This is a genomic window from Spiroplasma syrphidicola EA-1, from assembly GCF_000400955.1.
Classification (GTDB): domain Bacteria; phylum Bacillota_I; class Bacilli_A; order Mycoplasmatales; family Mycoplasmataceae; genus Spiroplasma; species Spiroplasma syrphidicola.
In genome coordinates this window covers 690,857-713,498 of sequence record NC_021284.1, presented here as the reverse complement: position 1 = coordinate 713,498, position 22,642 = coordinate 690,857, and the positions used below count along the sequence as shown (strand labels likewise).

Here is a 22,642-nt window from a genome sequence, read left to right as displayed (position 1 = left end):
TAACTTTTTTATTTTGGTTCGAGATTAAAGTGGTCTTTGATGAATTGGTGATATTGTTCAAGGGGGAACATTTTTTTATATTTTTTGCCTAATTGTTTTGTTGACTCACTAGCTCCTAATGGTAAGACAATGTTAAATTTATTTTCAAGTTTTTTGATTTCAGCTAAAAATGTTGCCCGTGCTAGAATTGCACTGCACGCAATTGCTAAAATTTGTTCTTCACCATGGGTTAAAAAATTAACGTTTTCTTTAATAACATTTTTTTGATCTTGTAAATATTCAAAATATTTTTTGGGATTAACAAACTGATCGATATAAATTGCTTGATGTTGATTTAATTTTGCTGTTAAGTTTATTAAAGCCTGATTATGGCCCTGGGCTTTAATAATATGAGAATTATGATATTTATTAAATAATGTATTATAGGTTTCATTATTAATAATAACAATGCTATAACTAACAAGTTCTTTAATTTGGGGAGCTAAAGTTAAAATAACATCATCTCGTAATTTTTTGCTATCTTTAATTGGCAAGGTGGTTAATATTTGTGCGTTTTCTTTTGTAAATGATGTGGCACATACAACAAGCGGGCCGAATAGGTCACCAACCCCAACTTCATCGTTACCAATAATATTTGGTGTATTATAAGCGATTGCTAGTTTTTGGCTAGGTTCGTTTTTTTCCTTGCTGGGAAAAAAACGTTCTGCTGCTCTAATAGCATTGGGTCCTTGTCATAAAACAGTGTTTGTGTGGTAAATTGTAATTGTTATTCCATCTTTTTGAAAAACATTTTTTTTATTTTTGTCATGTTGTGTGACTTCATAGTTACTATAGTAGGCCATAATTTGTTTGATTATATTTAGATCAACATTTTTGAAACTAATATTAGCCATTACAAAGCCCTCCCGTTATTATTTTAATTATAGCGAAAAAATTGATTAAACAATAAAATTTAAAATATATTTGGTTTATTTTTAAAAATGGGTTAAAATATTCGTGTATCAAAATAGTTAATATAGTATTGAATTGGGGGTTATTTAAGTGATTAAGAATGTAGGGATAGATATTGTCAAAAATAATCGCATCACGGCGAGTCCTGAATTTGTTAAAAAGCTTTTATCGCCAGTTGAGTATGAATATTATTCAAAAATTAGCAACTTAAATCGTCAAATTGAATATTTAGCTGGCCGTTGAGCGGCAAAAGAAGCAATTATTAAAGCAATTAATCATGAAAGAATTGTTTTAAACGAGATTAGTATAACCTTAAGTGATAATAAAATAATAGTTGTTGACGGTGTTCCACTTCAACGAAATGAACAGTTAAATGTTTCAATCAGTCATGAACAAGAATATAGTGTTGCTGTTGCAATTCTAAGTGAAAATAATTAAGTTACCTTGGAGTTAAAAAGTTTAACTCATACCACCGATAATAAGGGAGGGTATTAATGTTTAACCTTTGAGAAAAAAATTTAATCGAATTTTTGAATCATTATAATTTTTCAAATAATTTTGTAAATTCGCAAAAAGATTATTTCCAATTTATTTTATTGGTTTCCGTTTTTACTTGCCTTTATGTTATTTCTATTTTAGCTATTAGTTATCTATTATATTTTTCTAATCGGCCTAACCAAAATCTAAAATATAAAATAATTAAATATTCAACAATTATTTTTTCCTTTGCAATATTTTTCTTAGGAAATACTATTTGAAAAAGCTTTTATATTGAAACAAAAACTCTTAATATTAAATCTTTTTTATTTACAATTTCTTGTTTTAATTATTTTCAATTATCAATTGGGATATTGTTAATCTTGCGTAATTGAAAAATAGTTAATATTTTACTAAAAATCGGATATTTTTTACCAATTGTTATTTTTGGTGCTTTAATATTAAATGATTTTAATCTTTTAAATGAAGTTTTTAACCCCATTTATTTAATTATCTTAACAATAATTGTTTTAAATGACTTATTTATTTTTATTCCTCTCGGGATTTTAGTGTCAAAACTATTTGGACCGAAAAGATTTTTAAAATTCTGTTTTTTAATTATCTTGTTTTTTAGTATTAATATCTTATCAAAATTTTCCCTTGCTATACCGTACTTAGAAAATCTTAAAAATCGACCCTTTTCAAAATTAATTAATTCAATTTTATTTGTTGTTGTTCCAATTCAAATTTTGATTGCCATTATTATGGTTGCGGAAGTTTTAAAAATAATGGATGTTTTAAGTCAAAAAAAAGAAGAGGAATCGGTTGATAGTTCTTTCTATATTATGCATAGTGAGAGGTTTAATTTTGATCTTAAAGCTCTGGCGCAAGGTTATCAACTACCGCTCAGAAATTAGAATTTAGTTCTTTCGAAAAACAAACTTTAATTTTAAACATTTTAAAAAAACAAAAAAAACAAAAAAACAGCCAAACTTTTTATTTTTTTAAAGGCACTATTTTATTAAATAGTGCTTTCTTTTTTAAAAATATGTTATAATTCATATGTTGTATTTACTTAATTTATGGTTATACAGACACATTTATGAATTCATTTGTCGAGTGCTTTATTTTTAATATAAAGTGGTAAATGTTAGAAGTAGATGGAAGCAGAAACGAAAAGGAGAAAACTAAAAATGGCAAAAGAATTAACAAGAGAAATGCTTTGGGAAGCCGGAGCACAATTTGGTCATCAAACAAAAAGATGAAATCCAAAAATGAAACCATATATTTATGGAGAAAAAAATAAGGTTCATATTATTGACCTACAACAAACATTATGAAGACTTGAAGATGTTAAAAAATTAATGGCAACATTAGCAACAAAAAAAGGAAAAATCCTTTTTGTTGGAACAAAAAAACAAGCAAAATGAATTGTAAAAGATGCAGCAGAACGTAGTGAAAACTTCTATGTTAATCAACGTTGATTAGGAGGAACACTAACTAACTTAAAAACAATCCACTTACGTGTTAAACGTTTATGAAATATTGAACGTCAAGAAAAAAATGGTGAATTAAAATTATTACCAAAAAAAGAACAAATTCTAATTAAAAAAGAAAAAGAAAAATTAGAAAAATTCCTTGGTGGAATCAAAGGGATGAAAGAATTACCACAAGCATTATTTGTTGTGGATCCAAAAGAAGAATATATTGCTGTTAAGGAAGCGCAAAAATTAAGAATTCCTGTTATTGCAATCTGTGATACTAATGTTGATCCTGATGGTATTGACTATATTATTCCTGCAAATGATGATACAACAAGAGCAATTGCAATTATTACTCATCATATTGCTGATTTATATGGAGATGCTATGGGCTTAAAAATGCCTGAACCACAATTTAAACCAAGTGAATTTGTCCGTCGTGAAGCTGATGATAATCGTTCTGACCGTCGTGAATTTGGGAAAAGAGATTTTAATCGTCCAGACCGTCGTGAACAATCAGGGCCAAGACCAGCAGCAACTCCAGTAGTGGAAAAACCAGTTGTTGAAACAGCACCAGTTGCTGAAGCGGCACCAATTGCTGAAAAAGCACCAGTTGCTGAAAAAACAGTTGAAGCACCAGTTTCAACTCCTGTTGAAAAAGCTCCAGTAGTTGAAGCAACTAACTCAGTTTTTGCTGGGATTGAAGTTGTTGACAATGATCTTGAAAAAAGTTTAACAAAATTAAAAGTTGATCAATTAGAAAAAATTGCTAGTGAAGTTGGCTTAAAAAAGGCTAAAAAAGCAGAAATGATTGAACAATTAACAGCATTATTACAAATTAGTAATAATCAAATCGTAAAAAAATAATTTAAGGAGGGTTTTTAGAAATGGTAGTTACTGCACAATTAGTTAAAGAATTACGTACTGCAACCGGAGCAGGGATGCTTGATTGTAAAAAAGCATTAGAAGAAACAAACGGAAATATTGATGAAGCAATCAAATGATTGCGTGAAAAAGGAATCACAAAAGCAGCAAAAAAATCTGATCGAATTGCCGCAGAAGGATTAGTTGGAATGGCGATGAAAGGAAATAAAGTTGTTGTTTTTGAAGTAAATTCAGAAACAGACTTTGTGGCCCAAAATCAACAATTTTTAACTTTATTAGATCAAATTGGTGCAACTTTAGTAAACAGTAATGTTAGTGCTGTTGAAGAAGCATTGCAATTAGACGTTAATGGTCAAACATTAGATGCGTTAATTACAAATGCGATTGCAACAATTGGTGAAAAAATTACTTTACGTCGTTTTACAATTTTAGAAATAAATGATAATCAATCAATCGGAACTTATGTTCACTCAAATAAAAGAATTGTTGCGGCTTTATTATTCGATGGGGTAATTAGCGAAGAAGCTGGAAAACAATTAGCAATGCATGTTTCAGCAATGCGTCCACAATTTGTTTCGCGTGAAGAAATGAGCCAAGACTTTTTAGCAAGTGAAAAAGCAATTTTAACAGCGGAAGCAAAAAATGATCCAAAAAATGCTGGTAAACCAGATAACATTTTAGAAAAAATGGTTGAAGGTCGTTTAAACAAACAATTAGCAGAAATTTCATTACTTGATCAAGCATTTGTTATTAATCCTGATCAAAAAGTTAGTGACTTTTTAAAAGCTAATAATGTTAGTGTTAAAAAAATGATTCGTTATGAAGTTGGAGAAGGAATTGAAAAAGAGCAAGTAGATTTTGCCCAAGAAGTTATGGCCCAAGTTCGTAAATAATTTTAAAAGGAGATGAAAGAATGTTTAATCTTTATGCAGATTTAGATTCAGTTAAAAGTCTAATTATTGCCTTAGCAATGGCCGCTTTCTTATTAGTGGCGGTTGGCGCTTCAATTTTAGGTTATTTAATTAGTTTTAAAAAACATGAGTTTAAAGAAGTCTTTATAAACAAAAAAGTATTAATTAGTGTCTTTTCAATATTAGGGTCTAATATCCCGGTGGTTGCTACTGGTTTTGTTCTTCAATTTGTTGTTGAAAATATTCCAAGTTATGCTGTGATTATCTTAATTGTCTTAGGTTTTGCCTTAACAGTTGGGGTTGGAATTTATATCTTTTTATTCTTACACACAATGGCAATTGGGATTGATGACAAAGAAATTACTTTCTTAGGAGAAAGAATTCTAATTCGTAAAATCAGCAATGTGAGACAAAATACAAAGTTAAATCAAATTACAATTAATTATATTGAAGGAACTCGAAGTAAGAAAAAATGTCGCTACTCTTTAGCTTCACAAGCTGGCCAATTTATTTTAAATAATGTTAGTTTGTTGAATCAAGAAGTAGAAGTTGACCCAGTTGAACCAAGTTCAACACTAAAAAGAAGCAAAGATGAAGCATCAGAATCATCAAAATAAAAAAACTTACTAATAAATTAGTAAGTTTTTTTATTGTTATAATTACTTTGTTTTTATTAATAATCTAATCTAATTCCATTACTAAAGTTAATAGTACTATATATCGCTGAAAATGTACTATGTGTTGAAACATATTTTTTTGAAACAATTTGAATATAATAATTATCATTTTCTTGGTACCAAGTGTAACCAAACTTAACTATGATATCAAAATAAGCTAATCCGCCTCATTGTTCATCATTTACAACTTCAATTGTTGCAAAATTATCAATATCATTATCATTTTGAATTTTATAGTTATTATCATTTGTAAAAATTGGAGTAAGATTTTGTACATTTCAATGATAAGAATCACTACCTCATGTAGCGCTAACACTACTTGTTCCTAAAAAATCCATTTTTTTATACTGTGTTAAATCTTGGTTTAATTTACCAACATTTACTTTTACAACTGAGTATAGCGTACGATTAGTACTAAATCCTGGAGTTTTTAAACTTACTGTTTCATCAGTATGATTACTATTATAGTAAAGTTCTTTTTTACCATCTTCAACTGGTGGGATAGTATATTCTAAAGTATATAAGTTATAGAATCCCCCTAAAATTTGAAAATCTGCAAATTGTTTACCTGTTTCAAATCCATCCATTTGTAAATCGAATGTTTCACCATCAATTGTAACATTTGCTGTTAAACTAAAAGTATAGTTTCCAAATTCATCTGGACCTGATACTTTAGCAATATTGTTATTAATTTGATAATTTTGTGCATGTAATAATGCATTCATTCCTTCATTTATGTTAATTGGGCCATGTTCATCTAAATTATTGAATCATGATTCACCTTTAACTACTTTAAAATCAACAATTTTATTTTCTTTTAAAAATTGTCGTTGTTCTTCTACAATTTGAATTAAACTATCAGAAAAATCATTTTCTTTTGCAATAACAGTTCCCCCAGGTCCGGCAAAAATGCTCATATCAAGGGTATGTTTAAATTGCACAGTTTCAACTGCTTTATTTTCAACAATACTATTTTCTGTTGAAGTTAATAGCGATGATACTCCTCCCATGACAGGAGTTGTTAATAAAGATAATACAACTAATAAACTTTTCATAGTTTTCCTCCTGCTATCCCACCCAAACCCAACCATATTTTGCTACAAATTTGTTCTTTTTTGGTAATTGATATTTTAGTAATTGCTATGTTGATATTTTTTAATTGATATTTTTTTAAATTATTTTGTAAATAATTATAACATAAAATAATTAATGTGATATTTTTTAATTCTTTTTCTAAAAGTAAGTTATAATAATTAAGTAAATTAATTAAAGGAGAAAGAATATATGATAAAACGGATTGGAATTCTTACTTCTGGTGGTGATTCACAGGGAATGAATGCTGCTATTAGTGGAGTTGTAAAAACTGCAATTGCTAAAGGTTTAGAAGTATATGCAGTAAAAGACGGTTATTTAGGATTAGTTAATGACTGAATTGAACCAGTTGACGTTAATTTTGCTGATTCAATTATTAATCGCGGGGGAACAGTGTTAGGTACAGCACGTTTGCCTGAATTTAAAGAAGTTGCAGTTCGTCAGAAGGCTGTTGCCAATTTAAACGCAAAAGGAATTGAAGCTTTAGTTGTAATTGGAGGAGATGGTAGTTACCAAGGAGCCCAACGATTAACGGAAATGGGTATTAATTGTGTTGCTTTACCAGGAACAATTGATAATGATATTACTTCAACTGACTATACAATTGGATTTGATACGGCAATTAATATTGTTGTTGAAGCCCTTGATCGCATTCGTGATACAATTCAATCTCATAATCGTTGTGCAATTGTTGAAGTAATGGGTCATTCATGTGGTGATATTGCCCTTTATGCGGGGATTGCCGCTGGAGCTGACATTATTTCAATTAATGAAGCAGCTTTAACTGAGGAAGAAATTGCCGCAAAAGTAAAAGAAATGCATGATAAAAATAAACGTAGTGTAATTGTTGTTGTTAGTGAGTTAATTTACCCAGATTTAAAAAAATTAGCTCGTTTAGTCGAAACAACTAGTGGTTATGTAACTCGTGAAGCTGTTTTGGCACATATTCAAAGAGGAGGTACGCCAACGGCAATGGAACGTTATCGTGCTTTCCAAATGGCAAAATTTGCTGTTGAACAAATTTTATCTGGAATTGGTGGAATCGCAGTTGGTAATGTTGGGGATGCAATTGTGGCTCGCCCAATTATGGAAGCCTTAAGCATTCCCCGCATTTCGCGGAAAGATATTTTGGCTGATTTTACTAATTTAAATGATAATATCTATAAAAAATAATGAAATTAGGATAAAATAAAAGAGTAGAGAGTTAAAAGGAGAATACAAAACTAATGGACAAAATAAACTTAAAAGATAAAATGAAAAGAACTAAAATCATTACAACAATTGGACCAAGTACTCATTCAGAAGAAGGAATCACAAAATTGTTTGATTTAGGAATGAATACAATTCGTTTAAACTTTTCACACGGTGATTATGAAGAACAAGGGGCTCGTATTGTTTGAACAAAAGAAATTATTAAAAAAATTGGGAAACCAATCTCAATTATGCTTGACACAAAAGGACCTGAAATTCGTGTTGGGAAAATGAAAGATGGTAAACAAGAAATTGTTAAAGGAACAAAAGTAACAATTTACTCATTACCAGCAGAATATGCTAGTCGTGAAGGAACAGGATCAGAAATGACTGTTTCATATGATATGTCACAAGACTTAAAAGTGGGAGATGTTGTTTTAGTTGATGATGGAAAATTACAATTAAATGTAACAGATGTACAACCAGGGGTTATTACAACTGAAGCATTTAATCATCATGTTGTAAAAACAAACAAAAGAATTAACTTACCCGGAGTGGCCTTTACATTACCATTCTTAGCTGACAAAGATATCGCCGATATTAAATATGGAGCTGAACAAGGGGTTGACTATATTGCTGCTTCGTTTGTAAACACCAAAGAAAACGTTTTAGAAATTCGTCAATTATTAAAAGAAGCAAATGCTGAACATATTCAAATTATTGCAAAAATTGAATCACAAATTGGAATTAATAATATTGATGATATTATTGCCGCTGCTGATGGAATTATGGTTGCACGGGGAGATTTAGGATTAGAAATTCCATATTATGATGTACCATATTGAGAAAAAATTATTATTAGAAAATGTCGTGAAGCTGGTAAAGTTGTTATTGTCGCAACACAAATGTTAGAATCAATGACAGATAATCCACATCCAACAAGAGCTGAAGTTACTGACGTTTACTTTGCAACAGAACTAGGGGCTGATGCAACAATGTTATCAGGAGAATCAGCGAACGGGGATTACCCATTTATTACTGTTGATACAATGGCAACAATTAATAAAAGAGCTGAAATGGAATTTTACTCAAAATTATATTATGAAAAACAATTAGAAAATGCTTGTCAAACAACAACAGGACCACGTGCTGAAATTGCTAAAAAATTAGCTGAAAAATGTAAGAACGGGGAATATGAATATGCAGTTGTGTTATCAAATACAGGAACATTATTAAAAACTGTTTCAAAATTCCGTCCAAATGTTGTAATTTTAGGAGTTTCTCCAACCCCAGAATTATATACTGCTTTTGGAGTATGACATTCAATTTTTATGAACAAAGTTGATAACTATAATGAATTTAAAGACAACGATCAAGCAATTATTGAAGTTGCAAAAAAATGAGGAGCAAAAGTTGGATCAAAAATCTTATTTGCTCGTAATGATGTATTAAAAGAATTAATAGTTGAATAATTAAACTACCTGACCACAAATTATTGAGCTCTTTTTCCCAGCAAGTTAAGGATGATGGAAGCTTAATAAAAACCTTAATAATTTACTACCAGGACAATAGTTTACGTTTAAGCTCATTTCGTGATAATGAGTGAAAGATAAATTAAGGTAACTTAATTTAATAAGGATGGTACCGCGAAAAAAATCGCTCCTAATTCATTAGAATAGGAGCGATTTTTTGCTTAGAAAGGAATGAAAACAATGATTAAAATAATTTTACCAGATGGGCAAGAAAAACAATTTGAGGGCCCACTTAGTGTTGAACAAATCGCAAGTAGTATAGCAATTAGTTTAGGAAAAGCAACTTGAGGAGCTATCATTGATGGCAAATATTATCAACGTGATGAAATTGTTACAGTGGGGGGGAAATTAGAATTAATAACTGAAAAATCACCACAGGCGTTACAATTAATTAATAATAGTGCTAGTTTATTATTAGCCCATACTTTACAAGAAATGTATCTTGATATTGTAATTGCCCAAAGTGAAGCTTCAGGAGAAGGATTCTATCTGGATTTTGATCTTAATCCTAGTATTAAAGAAGGGGATTTAGCTAAAATTGAAGAAAAATTTAAGCAAAATTTAGCTAGTCATTTGCAGGTTCAAAAAGTTTGTGAGCCATTTGCAATAGGAGCTAAACGCTACAAAAATAATTCTTATTTACAGGAATTATTACAAAGTGCTAACGAATCAGCAATTTGCTCATATCAAATTGGGGATAATTTTTATTATCAGCCTTTTGATGTTGTTAGTTTTAAGCTAATTAAAGCTTTTAAAATTATGGGATTGGCAGGGGCATACTGACAAAATAATGCTAAAAATAAAATGCTACAAAGAATCAGTGCTGTCAGTCATTTTTCAGTTAGTCAGTTTGAAGAAATGTTAAAAGAATTAAATGATCGTAAAGAACGTGATCATCGTAAAATTGGGAAAGATTTAGAGATTTTTACATTTGATAATTTAATTGGCCCAGGTTTACCAATTTGATTACCAAATGGAATGGTTTTGAAAAAAATTATTCAAGAATATATTCGTGAAAAAGAATGAGAATATGATTTTGTCGAAGTTGAAACCCCTGTTATTGGAACTGATGAAATGTATAAAATCTCAGGACATTGAGACCATTATCAAGAAAACATGTTCCCGGTAATGGAACGCGATAATGAAGCAAGTGTCCTACGACCAATGGCTTGTCCTCATCATATTGCAGTCTTTAATTATAAACAACGTAGTTATCGTGAGTTACCATTACGAATTGCTGAACATGCTATTTTACACCGCTTTGAATCATCAGGAAGCTTAACGGGGTTAGAACGAGTACGAATGATGACTTTAACTGATTCCCATATTTTTGTTCGTAATAGCCAAATTAAGGATGAATTTAAACGCTGCTTTAAATTAATTAACGAAGTTTTAACAACTTTTAATATTAAAGTTGATTATTATTCATTATCATTACGTGATCCAAATAATAAAGAAAAATATTATGATGATGATCAAATGTGAGAAAATGCCGAAAAAATGTTGCAAGAAGCCCTTGATGAATTAGCAATTCCTTATGTTCCAATGGTCGGGGAAGCGGCCTTTTATGGACCAAAGTTAGATATTCAAATTAAAACAGTCTTGAACCATGAAATTACTGTTTCAACATTACAATTTGATTTCTTACTACCAAAAAAATTTAATTTATCATATATTAATTCAAAAGGGGAAATTTCAACCCCAACAATCATTCACCGTGGGTTAATTGGAACATATGAACGTTTTATTGCCATTCTATTGGAACAAACTAATGGGGTTTTACCTTTATGATTAGCACCAACCCAAATTACAATTATTCCGGTTGCTTTAACAGCAAGTCATTTAGAATATAGCCAAAAGCTCCAACAACAATTTAAACAATTAAAAATTCGGACAATTGTTGATGAACGAGATGAACGATTAAGTTATAAAATTCGCGAGGCACAAACTTCAAAAATCCCTTATCAACTAGTAATTGGGGATAAAGAAGTGGCCGAAAATGTTATTACTTATCGTCAATATGGAAGTCAAGAACAAATTACAATGCCATTTGATCAGTTTATAATCCAATTAAATGATTTAATCATTAATAAAAAATAGTAAGATAAATAAATTAGAAAAAGAGGTGTGAAAAAAGTGAAACAGCAAAAAGTAGCCGTTGTGACTGGGGCTTCATCAGGAATTGGAAAAGTAATTGCCATTGAATTAAGTAAAGCAGGTTATTTAGTATATGGTTTAGCTCGTCGTCTTGAAAGAATGGAAGCGGAACTAAAACCATTTGGAATTATTCCTGTTCAAGTTGATGTAACAGATGACCCTAGCATTGTAGCAGCAATTACAAATATTATCACAAAAAGTGGCCGCATTGATGTATTAGTCAATAATGCTGGTTATGGTTTATATGGAACAATTGAAGATACCAACTTAGCAGAAGCCCGTCAGCAATTTGAAGTTAATCTTTTTGCTCTAGCTCGTGTCACGCAGTTAGTATTACCCCAAATGCGTGCGCAAAAAAGTGGCCATATTTTTAACCTTTCATCAATTATGGGAGTTATTTCTCATCCTGTTGGGGGTTGATATGCTGCTAGTAAATTTGCTGTCGAAGGATTAAGTAATTCCTTACGATTAGAAACAAGAAAATTTGGGATAAAAGTTGTAGTTATTGAACCAGGGGCAATTAAGTCAGAATGATCACATTTAGCGGCCGAAACCCTAGCAAAAACTGCTGAAACATCAGCTTATCAAGCAGAAATTAATTTAGCATTAGGGATGTTACCAGGACCAGATTTTGGTCATGACCCAATTGTGATTGCAAAATTAATTACAAAAGCCCTTCATAAACGTCATCCCAAAGCCCGTTATCATGCTGGGTATTTAGCAGGGCGAACATTATGAGTTAAACGTCATTTAAGTGATAAACATTTTGATAACATTATGATGCGCTCATTAGCAAAGTTAGCAAGAAAACAAGCCAAGAAAAAAGTAAAAAGAGGTTAGAATAATGAATATTTTTGAAATAGATTATTTACAATTATGTTTTTCTGAATTAGATGGGAAATTGACCAAAGAATCATTAGTAGATATCATTTTATCTCCCGACCAAATTGTTGTTGATAATTTACGGGTAAATTACCAAAATACTAGTGATTTTGAAAAAAGTTGGGATTCGTTTAAGCTTAAAATAACCGATAAAGTAGCGAAAAAATCAGTTAATGAGCAATTAATTAAGATTGATTTTGCAAATAATCCGAAAGTAAAAGTGCTATGTAAATTAAAACCAGCTGGTAAAATGATTATTCGTTGTACAGCAAGTATTACGCAGAGTATTAATGGTGATAATATTAGTTATAGTATTAATATTTTAAAATAAAAAAGCTTTTTTTTGTTAAAACAAACCTCATAAGGGGTTTGTTTTATTTGGACGATTTAATTGCAAAATAACAAAAAATAAATATAATTAATAATGATATTTTATTTTAAATAAAGGAGAGGTTTAAAAATGATAACATTTTCATGAATTTTAGCAATTACTCTGTCATTTTTCTTATGGGCCAGTCTATGAATGTTCCCAAAATTTTATAAAAAAACAGCCAACCATTGATATTTAAGAGTTGTCGTGGCAATTTGGATTTTATTTGTTGAAGTAGAACGCCTTTATATAATGCTACGTAATGGGGGATGACAACATTTTCCAAATTATTTTACCTTATATTCTTGTTCTATTGTGGCATGGTTATCAATTATTATTTTGTTTTTCCCTCACAAAATCTTTTTAGAGTGTTTTTTTCCATTAGCAATCTTTGGGCCAATTTTAACCTTGCTTGCTCCATCATCCTTGCCTCCGTTAACAGAATTACATTATTATACTTTCTTTTTTGGCCATACATTTAGTTTATTTGCCTTTCTATATGTTTATTTATATGGCTTAAGTGATTATAAACTTAATAAAGATACGATTAAAAATGTGGCTATTAAATCAATTTTAGCTGGTTTAATTATGTTACTTGCTGTTGAGTTATTTAATCAATATTTTGATACAAATTATATTACTGGAGATATTACCGGAGCCTTAGGGTTAGGAACATGAGCTCGACCATGGCAATTTGTTATTACCTTTGTTCTTGGTTTATTAATGATCATAATTGGGAATGCTATCCTATACTTTTCAAAACCAATTTATGCCTATAAAAGCCAAGTTAAATTACATGATACGTATTGAGAAATTTGAATGGGTAAAATTAAAGCAAAATTTAAAAAATCAAAACAACAACCTAAAGATAAAGAGTAACTTTAGGTTATTAACAATAATATTTAAGCGAAAACCTTCTTTGAAAAAGTACAAAGAAGGTTTTTTATGATTTAATTTATACAAAATTATCATATTTTATACAAAATAATCATTGATTACGATATAATGAAACAAAGAAAGGAAGAAGATAATGATTTTTGGATTAAACCAACAAGACCTTAAAGAAATGGGGTCAATTTATACAGCGCAAGAAATTTTTCAACAACCAAAGGTATGAAGTGAAGTTATTGCGTTAGTAGCAAAAGAAACTAAAAAAATTAAAACCTTTTTAAGTCGTTTTGATCTTAAAAAGATAAAAATTATTTTTACTGGCTCAGGTTCTAGTGAATTTGCCGGGATTATCTTAGCAGATTATCTAAGATTACGAGGTTATGATGCTATTAGTAACGCGGCAACTGATATAGTTTCCAATCCAGCTGTTTATTTTGATAACAGCGAAGAACCACTTATTTTGATTTCATTTGCTCGCTCTGGAAATTCCCCTGAATCTTTAGGAGCAATTAATTTAGCTGAACAAATTGTTCCAAACTTATTTCAAATTATTATTACCTGTAATAATGAAGGACAGCTATATCAAAAAAATAAAAACAATGAAAAAATATTAAGTTTATTATTACCACCAGCAACAAATGATCAATCCTTTGCAATGACATCAAGTTTTACGAGCATGCTATTAACAGTTTTCTTGATTTTTCACCAAGATGATAGTAGTGTTAAAAATGAATTAATTGATTTAATTACTAAAACAGAAAAATTCTTAAACGAAAACTACCGTCAAATTGTTGCTTTAGCACAAATACCAGCAGAACGGGTTGTTTTTTTAGGATCAAATATTTTAAAAGGTTATGCTCAAGAAGCAAGTTTAAAATTATTAGAGTTAACAAATGGAAAAGTAGTAAGTACCTTTAATACGGCGTTAGGTTTTAGGCATGGCCCTAAAGCAATTATCACCCCAAATACGACGGTATTCTTTTTTGTCAGCCAAGATAAATATACTCGTCAATATGACCTTGATTTGTTAAAAGAACTTTATCATGATAATATTGCTGGGGAAATTATTGTTTTTGATAGTATCATTGATAAAGCAATTATGACCTATTGTAATAAATATCTTCCTTGCGCATTGGCAGCTAGCAATGATGTTATTAGTGGATTACAAGCAATTGTTTGAGCCCAAATATATGCTTTATTTACTGCTCTGCAATTTAAAATTACCCCGGATAATCCTTGTCCAACGGGGCAAATCAATCGAGTTGTTAAAGGAGTTAAAATTCATCCTTGAAAAAAATAACTATCTAATAGTTATTTTTTATGTGAAAAAGATTTTCTAAATTATCATAATTTATAATTTATTATCATAATTTATATTGATTGTATTATAATGGGGATAGCATCTATAAATTATTAATTAGATGTTAAGAAGTTTTACAATAAAATAAGTCCGACACAAAAAAGTGTCAAAATTATTTATTTCCAAGTAAGTATTATTAAATAATAGAAAGGAAAATAACATGACAGAATTACTTTTGAATAAGAAGGAAAAGCCAGCTGCTAAAAAACCACGGGCTAATTCTTCTGTAAAAAATTTCTTTCATCATACTGGGGTTAGTTTACAACGCTTAGGAAAATCATTAATGTTTCCAATCGCTGTTTTACCGATTGCGGCGTTAATGAATCGGATCGGTTCATTAATGAGTGACCCGACAATTGGAATTGTGGAAAATTCGGCAGTATGATGAATTGGCCAATTTATTATGGCCCCGGGAGCTGCGGTCTTTAATAATATCGCAATCATTTTTGCGATTGGGGTGGCTTTTGGTTTAGCAAAAGATTTTCGTGGGGAAGCGGCCCTTTGTGGGGGAATTGCTTATTTTATTTTAGCCTTGATGACACAAGAAGGAATGATTGCCTCTTTATTTTATAATAACGTTTTGACATATGATGGGTTTAAGAACGCAACAAATCATGCTGATGAACTAATTTCCTGAAATTTTAGTCAGCTCTTATATGTTCCCAAACCATTTCAAGATCCTAGAGCCGGAGCTAATCCAGGAGATTTAATTAATTCGGGAATTTATGTTTTAAATACGGGGGTTATTGGTGGTATTACCTGTGGGGCCTTAGTTGCTTATTTTTATAATCGCTTTAAAGATATTCAATTGCCTCAAGCCTTAGCCTTTTTTGGCGGTCGACGCTTTGTCCCAATGATTACAGTTGTAACTACATTTGGTCTAGCCTTCATTTTTGCCGCAATTTGACCTTGAATTCAGTATGCCTTAATTATTATTGGGCAGGGGATTTCTTCCTCAACAGCATCCGCGGCCGGTGGGGCTTGGGTATATGCCTTTATTAACCGGTTATTACAACCATTTGGTGCTCATCATATTATTAATACCTTTTTATGATTCCAATTACCAATTGAAGGATCATTATTGCCAGGGATTAGTGAGGTTCCTGGGGCAATTAACTTAGGTGATGGCCGCTGAATCGTTTTTGGAGATATTACTGCCTTTAACGCCGGGGTTATTGGTTCAGGAATTTTCCAAGCAGGATTCTTTCCAACTTTCTTTGGGGGAATTCCAGCGACAGGTCTAGCAATGATTATGATTGCTGATAAAAATAAACGCCGGGAAACAGCAACGTTTATTGCTGGGACAGCGTTAGTGGCCTTTCTAACTGGAATTGATGAACCACTTGTCTTTATTTGAATTTTCTTATCACCACTATTACTCTTTATTCATGCTTTCTTAACCGCTTGTTTTGCTGCTTTAGTTGTCGGGATGGGAATTAGATTAGGATTTGGTTTTTCAGCGGGATTAATTGATTATTTAATTTCCGTACCAAAATCATGAACAATGTCATTACAAAATGCTAGTTCGGGGGCTAAAACATTAGCTAATCCATTATGAATCTTCCCAATTTCCGCGGTAATGGGAGTTATTTATTATTTTGTTTGATATTATGTTATTAAAAAAATGAATATTCCAACTCCGGGCCGTACAATTGGTACAAGTAAAACAGAAGATAACTTGCCAACAAATCTTGGGGCTGAAAATGTTGAAGATTTAAAAGTTATTGCGAAAGCTAATCAGGGAAAACATAATAAACGAGCAAATTTAAAAGAAAAATATGATAATATGGCCAGGGAAATTGTTCACCTCGTTGGCAAGGACAATTTTAAAGTAATTGAAAATTGTGCAACAAGATTACGGTTAGTTGTTAAAGATAATAAGTTAGATATTGATGAACAATTAAAAGCAGCCGGAGTGTATCAAGTTATCCGAATTGGTCAAGAAGGGCTTCAACTGGTGATTGGAACTGATGTTGAGCATGTTACTGATCGCATTCGTGAAATTGTTAAATTATAAGATTGTTTTAAAATAACGATGGTAATTTTTACAGTTGATTTAACAAATACCGTCCTGTTATATTCGTATATTGGTCTTGGTGTTTTTGGCGCTCTCTTGCTTATTTTCATTGGCTTGCACATTTGATGAAATCGTTATCAAGAAAAGAAAAGCCATATTGAGCATGTTGGCTCAAATTCAATTTGACGATTTATTAAATTAAATATTTTTGCCATTTTTGCGGCAATTTGAGGTTGTGGATTATTTAGTGCCATCATGGCTTTAATTAGTTTACGATAATTGATAAAAAGAATAGATATTATTATTTATTCTTTTTTAGGTTATAATTTATTTGTTGCCCCTTGGGGTGTTTTATATAACCAAAAGGAGAAAGTTATGCATAAAATTGAGCGCCAAAAAATATTATTAGATTTTTTAAAACAAAAATCATTTTATAATATGAATGATGTCAAAGATTATATGAATTCCCACCAAGTTCCTTATATTACTTTACGTCGTGATTTAAAAGAATTAGAAGAACAGGGAATTATTAATTTATCATATGGAGGGATTAATGTTTTAAACAATATTAATCAAAATGAAGAAACACGCCATACAAAGGCTAATTTAAATACTAATCTGAAGAATACCTTAGCAAAAACAGCCCAACAGTTGGTTAAGGAAAATGATGTTATTTTTGTTGGGGCTGGGACAACTTGTGAAGCCTTTGTGAAATTAATTACAAAAGAAATTAAAGTAATTACAAATTCATGGTATGTTTATAAACTAGCCCGCGAAAATTGCTATATTAATGAAGTAATTTTATTAGGGGGAAAATATCGTGATCAATCAGGAGCTTTTATTGGTAGCTTCACCGAAAAAGCCTTAAAAATTGAAAATTTTTCAAAAGGATTTATTTCTGTTAATGCAATTGATTTTAATGGTAATTTGTATAATAATAATGAACAGGAGTCACATTTAGAAACATTAGCTTTAAATATGGCCCAGGAAAAGGTTATTTTAGCTGATAGTACAAAATTTAATGTAATTGGCTATGATAATTTTTATCAGGCCAAAGATGTTGACTGAATTATCACTGATCAAAATGTTGTAATAATAGAAGCGTTGCAACCAAAGATAAAATACTAGAGGAGAAACAAATGATGATATTAAAAAATGCTAAAATAGTTTTATTAGATGAAATTATTGAATTGGGATGAATTGAAGTAGAGGGACAAAAAATAACAGCAATTAATCGGGGGGTAACTGACCTTGATGGTTTAGATTGTAGCGGTTTAACAATTATGCCAGGTTATATTGACTGTCACGTGCATGGTGGCTATGGTTATAATTTTGAACAAGGGACAATTGATAGTTTTGTTAATTTTGCTAAAAATGTTACAAAAGAAGGGATTACTCGTTATTGCCAAGGAACAGTAACCGGAGCGATTAGTAATTTAGAAAAAATTCTAACAGTTTATGCGGACTTTATGGCAAACCATAATAATGGTCCCCAAGCCCGTCAAATTGGGGCACATTTAGAAGGGCCATTTATTTCGCCAGCTTTTAAAGGAGCCCATGAAGAAACATTGTTACTAAAACCAGATGTTGTGGCAATGAAAAAATTAGTACAGGCATCAAATGATAATATTCGAATTGTAACTTATGCCCCAGAATTGCAAGATGGTAGTTTTACCAAATATTTATTAGACCAAAAAATTGTCCCATCAATGGGCCACTCAGCTGCAACTTTTAAAGATGTTGAACATGAAGTTAATGTTGGGGCCAATCATTTTACCCATTTACATAATGGGATGAGTCGTTATGATCATCGTAACCCAGGGATGATTAATGCCGGATTATATTTTGATGAAATTCTTTGTGAATTAATCACCGATGGGATTCATAATGATTTAAATGTTCTTAAAGAAGTTTATAAAATCAAGGGGCCAGATCATATTTGTATTATTACCGATGCAATGACAGCAAAAGGAATGCCAGATGGTCCATATAAACTAGGGGAGTTAGATGTTGTTAAAAACGGCCAAACTGTAACATTGTTAAATGGGGTGTTAGCTGGATCAGCTGCAACATATGATTATTGTGTAAAAAATATGTATGAGGTAACTAATTGTTCATTAATTGACTTAAGTAAAATGACAAGTATTAATGTTGCTAAACAGTTTGGTCTTTTTGACCAAACTGGGTCAATTACGGTTGGTAAATTTGCTGATTTTACAATTGTTGATGGACAATTAAATGTTAAAGCAACGATTGTCGAAGGTGAAATTGCCTACAATAATTTATAATTAATTTTTAAGGTTTTAAGCTTCTGTTAAAAAGAAGCTTAAAACCTTTTTATTTTATTGCTTTTTATTTTCCTTGCTGTTAAAAAAACTATTTGCTATAATTAAATTAACATTATAGCCCGAAAATATTATCATCGCTTTGTTGATATTTTTTATTGGCAATTTTAGTTGGAAAAAGGACAGAGAGGAGGCGATTTAATGCGCAAAGATAATATCGATATTAATCAGATTGAAAAAAATCTTGATCAACAGTTGGAAGGTGAACAAGTAACTGCTCATAAAAAACAGTCACCATTAGAAATGATGAAAAACATCAAAAATCCAAAAATTGGTTTTTTTACATTAGTTTCAATTTACTATAAAAGATATTTATTACGGGCTTTCACAATTGTTTTTGCCATTATTGTTTCTTCTTTTGCCTTAGTATCAATTACTTTTCTAATTGGTCAATTAATGAAAGAAGTTGCCCATGCATTTGGGGACCAACAGTTAAATCCTTCAACGGGACTTGAGTGATACTATTGATTAATTATAATTGCCGGGGTTTTATTAATTTCTGTTATTACAACTTATCTACGAGAAAGAGTCGGCGGGATGTTTGGCCGCCAAATTGAAATTGATATTCGTAATGCTGTTTTAAATAATTTAGTTAATTTAAATATTGGTTATTATTCGGATAAAAAAATTGGGGAAACAATGACAAAATTAATTAATGATACTCAAATTATTGGCGATGAATGTCAATTAACCCCAACAAACCTAATTAGTATTCCTATCATTTTTATTGGTAGTGCAGTAACATTAGTAATTATTGATTGACAATTAGCCTTAATTACCCTTGGAGCAACAGCTGTTTTTATGACGTTAGTTTCAGTGACATTTCGTTCACAAGCATTAGAAACAGAAGTTGTTCGGAAAAAAATTACCGAAGTAAATGGGGATGTGACAGACCGCATTGGATCTGTTGCGCTAATTAAAGCTAGTGGAACGGAAGAATATGAAAAGGTCCGTTTTGAAAAAATTCATGATAGTTATTATAATGCTAATAAGAAATTAAACCGTATTCAAGCTGGTATGATGACAATTATTTTAACATGTGCTTCGGGACTAACTGTCCTTGTTGTTGTCTGCGCAATTCTATTATATGGAACTGGTGGAGAAGGTACTGATGCTTCAAAAATTATGTTAATTCTACCATCATTTATTGCTGGGGTTAACACACTATGTTGACCAATCTGAACTTTAACAGGATTAATCCCTGGCATGGCTCGTGCGACAGCTTCAACACGACGAGTAACGGCTTTAATTAAAGTTTCAACAACAATTGAACCAAATTTATCAGCCCCAAAAATTGATAAAATAACAGGTGATATTGTTATGGAAGATATTGTATTTGCCTATCCGGAAAAACCAAATACAGTTATTTTACCAAAAACTAATTTAACTTTTGAACAAGGGAAAAATTATGCTTTTGTTGGGGCAACCGGAAGTGGTAAATCAACAATTAGTAAATTATTATTACGATTTTATGACCCAACAGAAGGGAAAATTTTAATTAATAACCAAGATTTAAAAAGTTTAAATTTACCAAGTTATTTAAGTCATGTTGGTTATGTTGAACAAGAACCAAAGATCTTATATGGTGATGTTTTATACAACGTTAAATATGGGAACTTTAATGCAACTGATGAAGAAGTAATTGCCGCTTGTAAAAAGGCTAATCTGCATAAGTTAGTAATGAGTTGAAAAGATGGTTATAATACCATTTTAGGAGAACGTGGTTTTATGATGTCAGGGGGGCAAAAACAGCGTTTAGTAATTGCCCGTATGATTTTAAAAGACCCAGAAATTTTAATTTTAGATGAGGCAACAAGTGCTTTAGACAATATTGTGGAAAAAGAAATTCAAAAAGAATTGGAAAAAATTATGGTTGGTAAAACAACAATTTCGATTGCCCACCGTTTAACAACAATTAAAAATGCTGATCAAATCTTTGTTTTAGAGCCTGGCGTGGGGATTGTCCAACAAGGTAAATTTAAAGATTTAATTGCCAAACCAGGAAGATTTAAGGACTTATATGAAGCTGGCCATCATGATTAAAATTCGAAAATAAAAGTAATTATCGATTGACTAATTAATATAATTGCTTATAATTAATAATGTAAAAGATGACAAGTAGCAGTGCTCACCTAAGCCCTTTATTGTGGTAACTAGGTTTACTAAAGTTTAAAATTAATCTTACTTAATAAGATCATTTATTTTAATAACTTTAAAATGTGCTACTTTAGCGCATTTTTTATTTAATTACAAAATGGAGGTAGTAAATGAGCCAAATAACTAAAAACAATAAAAACATTGACCAGGTAAATTATGATATTAGAGCACGCGAAGTTTTAATTATTCTTGATGATGGGAGCCGGATGGGACCATTATCACGTAATGAAGCAATTGCTTTTGCGGAAACTAAAGGGTTAGATTTATTAATTGTTTCGGCAAATAGTAATCCCCCAGTAGCAAAACTAGTTGACTATGGAAAATATAAATACGAGCAAAAGAAAAAAGAAAAAGAAAACAAGAAGAATCAACATGTAACGGAAAATAAAGAAATTCGCTTACGTACAGGAATCGGTGATCATGATTTAGGCTTTAAAGCTAAAAAAGTTCGTCAATTCTTGGAAGAAGGTTGCCGTGTTAAAATCTCATTAAAATTCCGTGGTCGGGAAGTTGCTCGTCCTGAATTTGGCCATGAAACTTTGAAAAAGTTTTATGCTTTAATTGAAGACTTGGCTAAAATCGATAAAGAGCCGCATTTAAATGGTTTGTTTTTAGATATGTATGTTGTACCAAAAAAATAGGTAATTAAATGATTGAAATGAAATGCAGAAAGGAAACAAAATTATGCCAAAGATGAAAACAAAAAAATCATTAGCAAAACGTGTTAAAGTAACAGGGACAGGAAAATGAAAAATTGCTAGTGCTTATACATCACATTTAGCGCAAAATAAATCAACAAAACAAAAGCGCCATCTACGTAAAGCTAGTTTAATGGATAAAACAGATCAAAGTAGATTAAAAAACTTATTGCAAAAGTAATTTTTAAAAGGGAGGATAGAAGAAAATGGCAAGAGTAAAAGGTGGGCCAGCCACAAGAAAAAGACGTAAAAGAATTATTAAACAAGCAAGTGGATATTTTGGAACAAAGTCAACACATTATAAAAAAGCAAAAGAACAATTAATGAAATCATTAAGCTATGCTTATCGTGATCGTAAACAACGTAAAAGAGATTTCCGTTCATTATGAATTCAAAGAATTAACGCCGCTGTTCGTGAACATGATATGTCATATTCACAGTTTATGAATGGTTTAAATAAAGCTCATATTGAAGTTAACCGTAAAATGTTATCAGAAATCGCAATTAATAATCCAAGTGAATTTAAATTATTAGTTGAAGAATCAAAAAAAGCTTTAAAAAATTAATC

22 protein-coding genes are annotated in these 22,642 nt (G+C 30.8%); 20 read left to right on the top strand and 2 right to left on the bottom strand.

Annotated elements, in window-relative coordinates; genetic code table 4:
* Positions 1–8: 8 nt before the first annotated feature.
* The gene (rnhC, locus tag SSYRP_RS03325; RefSeq protein WP_016340899.1) at positions 9–893 is read right to left on the bottom strand and encodes a ribonuclease HIII; all 885 of its coding nucleotides are present in this window, start codon (positions 891–893) and stop codon (positions 9–11) included.
* A gap of 148 nt (positions 894–1,041) precedes the next feature.
* On the opposite strand from rnhC, the gene SSYRP_RS03320 reads away from it, so the two are divergent.
* The 5 genes from SSYRP_RS03320 (at position 1,042) to SSYRP_RS03300 (ending at position 5,322) form a co-directional block, all read left to right on the top strand.
* Positions 1,042–1,389 carry a holo-ACP synthase gene (locus SSYRP_RS03320; RefSeq protein ID WP_016340898.1) on the top strand — a complete coding sequence of 116 codons (348 nt, stop codon included), beginning with the start codon at positions 1,042–1,044 and terminating at the stop codon, positions 1,387–1,389.
* Positions 1,390–1,445: 56 nt separating this feature from the next.
* Entirely contained in the window at positions 1,446–2,345 is a 900-nt protein-coding gene (locus SSYRP_RS03315; RefSeq protein WP_016340897.1) for a hypothetical protein, read from the top strand.
* A gap of 276 nt (positions 2,346–2,621) precedes the next feature.
* Positions 2,622–3,776: a 30S ribosomal protein S2 gene (rpsB, locus tag SSYRP_RS03310; RefSeq protein WP_016340896.1), complete on the top strand. Its 1,155-nt coding sequence runs from the start codon at positions 2,622–2,624 to the stop codon at positions 3,774–3,776.
* Positions 3,777–3,796: 20 nt separating this feature from the next.
* Complete coding sequence (gene tsf / locus SSYRP_RS03305; RefSeq protein ID WP_016340895.1) at positions 3,797–4,687, top strand: translation elongation factor Ts; 891 nt, start codon at positions 3,797–3,799, stop codon at positions 4,685–4,687.
* Positions 4,688–4,707: 20 nt separating this feature from the next.
* A complete protein-coding gene (locus SSYRP_RS03300) occupies positions 4,708–5,322 on the top strand; it encodes a hypothetical protein (protein WP_016340894.1) in 615 nt (204 codons plus the stop codon).
* Between the two features lie 56 nt (positions 5,323–5,378).
* Here SSYRP_RS03300 and SSYRP_RS03295 read toward each other — a convergent pair whose 3' ends face one another.
* Positions 5,379–6,437 carry a hypothetical protein gene (locus SSYRP_RS03295; protein ID WP_016340893.1) on the bottom strand — a complete coding sequence of 353 codons (1,059 nt, stop codon included), beginning with the start codon at positions 6,435–6,437 and terminating at the stop codon, positions 5,379–5,381.
* Between the two features lie 229 nt (positions 6,438–6,666).
* On the opposite strand from SSYRP_RS03295, the gene pfkA reads away from it, so the two are divergent.
* The 15 genes from pfkA to rplT all read left to right on the top strand — a co-directional run bounded on the left by pfkA (position 6,667) and on the right by rplT (position 22,640).
* Positions 6,667–7,647, top strand: coding sequence for a 6-phosphofructokinase (gene pfkA / locus SSYRP_RS03290; RefSeq protein ID WP_016340892.1), 981 nt, complete (start codon positions 6,667–6,669; stop codon positions 7,645–7,647).
* A 53-nt stretch (positions 7,648–7,700) separates the two neighbouring features.
* On the top strand, positions 7,701–9,137 hold the full coding sequence (gene pyk / locus SSYRP_RS03285) for a pyruvate kinase (protein WP_016340891.1): 1,437 nt from the start codon (positions 7,701–7,703) through the stop codon (positions 9,135–9,137).
* A 240-nt stretch (positions 9,138–9,377) separates the two neighbouring features.
* Positions 9,378–11,297 (top strand): threonine--tRNA ligase, encoded by a 1,920-nt coding sequence (thrS, locus tag SSYRP_RS03280; RefSeq protein WP_016340890.1) that lies wholly within the window; start codon positions 9,378–9,380, stop codon positions 11,295–11,297.
* Positions 11,298–11,333: 36 nt separating this feature from the next.
* Positions 11,334–12,194 (top strand): oxidoreductase, encoded by an 861-nt coding sequence (locus tag SSYRP_RS03275; protein WP_016340889.1) that lies wholly within the window; start codon positions 11,334–11,336, stop codon positions 12,192–12,194.
* Positions 12,195–12,198: 4 nt separating this feature from the next.
* Positions 12,199–12,567 (top strand): hypothetical protein, encoded by a 369-nt coding sequence (locus SSYRP_RS03270; RefSeq protein ID WP_016340888.1) that lies wholly within the window; start codon positions 12,199–12,201, stop codon positions 12,565–12,567.
* 129 nt (positions 12,568–12,696) lie between these two features.
* On the top strand, positions 12,697–13,485 hold the full coding sequence (locus tag SSYRP_RS03265; RefSeq protein ID WP_016340887.1) for a TMEM164 family acyltransferase: 789 nt from the start codon (positions 12,697–12,699) through the stop codon (positions 13,483–13,485).
* A gap of 151 nt (positions 13,486–13,636) precedes the next feature.
* Positions 13,637–14,797, top strand: a complete 1,161-nt coding sequence (locus SSYRP_RS03260) for an SIS domain-containing protein (RefSeq protein WP_016340886.1) — start codon at positions 13,637–13,639, stop codon at positions 14,795–14,797.
* A gap of 220 nt (positions 14,798–15,017) precedes the next feature.
* Entirely contained in the window at positions 15,018–16,874 is a 1,857-nt protein-coding gene (locus tag SSYRP_RS03255) for a PTS transporter subunit EIIC (RefSeq protein ID WP_016340885.1), read from the top strand.
* Positions 16,875–16,892: 18 nt separating this feature from the next.
* Positions 16,893–17,153 carry a hypothetical protein gene (locus tag SSYRP_RS03250; protein WP_016340884.1) on the top strand — a complete coding sequence of 87 codons (261 nt, stop codon included), beginning with the start codon at positions 16,893–16,895 and terminating at the stop codon, positions 17,151–17,153.
* 96 nt (positions 17,154–17,249) lie between these two features.
* Positions 17,250–18,002 carry a DeoR/GlpR family DNA-binding transcription regulator gene (locus SSYRP_RS03245; RefSeq protein ID WP_016340883.1) on the top strand — a complete coding sequence of 251 codons (753 nt, stop codon included), beginning with the start codon at positions 17,250–17,252 and terminating at the stop codon, positions 18,000–18,002.
* Positions 18,003–18,013: 11 nt separating this feature from the next.
* A complete protein-coding gene (gene nagA / locus SSYRP_RS03240; protein ID WP_016340882.1) occupies positions 18,014–19,162 on the top strand; it encodes an N-acetylglucosamine-6-phosphate deacetylase in 1,149 nt (382 codons plus the stop codon).
* Positions 19,163–19,360: 198 nt separating this feature from the next.
* Complete coding sequence (locus SSYRP_RS03235) at positions 19,361–21,262, top strand: ABC transporter ATP-binding protein (RefSeq protein WP_016340881.1); 1,902 nt, start codon at positions 19,361–19,363, stop codon at positions 21,260–21,262.
* Positions 21,263–21,486: 224 nt separating this feature from the next.
* Complete coding sequence (gene infC, locus SSYRP_RS03230) at positions 21,487–22,017, top strand: translation initiation factor IF-3 (protein ID WP_016339021.1); 531 nt, start codon at positions 21,487–21,489, stop codon at positions 22,015–22,017.
* Positions 22,018–22,060: 43 nt separating this feature from the next.
* Positions 22,061–22,255, top strand: a complete 195-nt coding sequence (gene rpmI / locus SSYRP_RS03225) for a 50S ribosomal protein L35 (RefSeq protein ID WP_016339020.1) — start codon at positions 22,061–22,063, stop codon at positions 22,253–22,255.
* Positions 22,256–22,280: 25 nt separating this feature from the next.
* Positions 22,281–22,640: a 50S ribosomal protein L20 gene (gene rplT / locus SSYRP_RS03220; RefSeq protein ID WP_016340880.1), complete on the top strand. Its 360-nt coding sequence runs from the start codon at positions 22,281–22,283 to the stop codon at positions 22,638–22,640.
* Positions 22,641–22,642: the final 2 nt, after the last annotated feature.